The 1,111-nt window shown below is 57.1% G+C and carries 1 protein-coding gene; it reads right to left on the bottom strand.

Features of this window, described 5'->3' with window-relative positions:
* Positions 1-82: 82 nt before the first annotated feature.
* A complete protein-coding gene (locus A3AY_RS0113675; RefSeq protein WP_026203414.1) occupies positions 83-1,021 on the bottom strand; it encodes an ornithine cyclodeaminase family protein in 939 nt (312 codons plus the stop codon).
* Positions 1,022-1,111 lie beyond the last annotated feature (90 nt).

Genomic DNA, 1,111 nt, shown 5'->3' with positions numbered 1-1,111 from the left:
TTCGCATCTCGTCTCATACTTGTTCATCCAGATTTCGACGCCGAATTCACGAATTTTCATATCTTTCTCCTCGCTTTATTGTTCAGGCGCGCGCGCCGTTAAGCAGCGCGACGGCTGCCGCGATATCTTCCAGACCGAGGCCAACGGATCGGAAGAAGGCAGGACGCTCACGGCTTGGAGCCTTGGCGCGACCTGTTAGCAGTTCTGGAAGATCACCGCACAACGCCTCGGGATTCCATTGACCTGCTGCGGCCGCCAACTTCATCTCGCCGGCCGCGGCTGGCGTTGTTTTTCGGTAATCGCAATAAACATCGAATCCTCGGAGCGCGGCGGGGTCGACCTCATGGGCGTTGGCGACATTGGTACTGATCGATGTCACGACCGCCGCTTTGGATAGTGCCGTGGCATCTATCACCGGCGTCCCCGATGACGTGCACAACAGGACTACATCGGCACCTCGTATCGCGTCGTTCGCGTTTGTCGACTTGGCGACCGGAACTCCGCTCGAGAGCGTGTCCGGAACTGAGCTCGATTCAACGTCGGGAGACGCAATCCTCACTTCCTTCCACACACGAATGCTCTCGGCATAGCGAAGATGCGCAAGCGCCATCGGACCGGACCCGACGATCGTAAGAATTGAAGCGTCTGGAGCTGCGAGCACGTCGGCAGCGATGATCGACGCCGCAGCCGTCCTCTCAGTTGTCAGCTTTCTGGAATCACAAAGAAGAAGCGGAGTTCCTGTTTCCGTCGACATAAGCAAGGTCCAGGCTGTAACAAGCGCCTTGCCGTTGCCAGGGATATATGGGGAAAGCTTTGCGCCGAACACCTTTTCATCGGCAAGTACGCCGAGATACGTGATGAAATCACCGGTGTCGCGCGGGAAGAGGCTCAATGTCTGAGGAGGCTGAACCGCTTCTCCTGCCGCTAGGGAGCGGAACATGCGCTCCAAAACGTCGCGCACATTAACTTTAGGAAGGAGCGCTGTGATCTCAGCTTCGTTCAGAACGATCGGTTGCGTCATCGGGTACCTCGCCGTTACATGAAGGGCAGCATTGAGACGCACAGGATCGTTCGCGCGTCTGCAGAGACGCACGGTAGAATACGCTGTTGA

Origin of the sequence: Rhizobium giardinii bv. giardinii H152, assembly GCF_000379605.1 — a bacterium.
Lineage (GTDB): Bacteria > Pseudomonadota > Alphaproteobacteria > Rhizobiales > Rhizobiaceae > Pararhizobium > Pararhizobium giardinii.
This window is presented reverse-complemented; position numbering and strand designations above follow the sequence as displayed.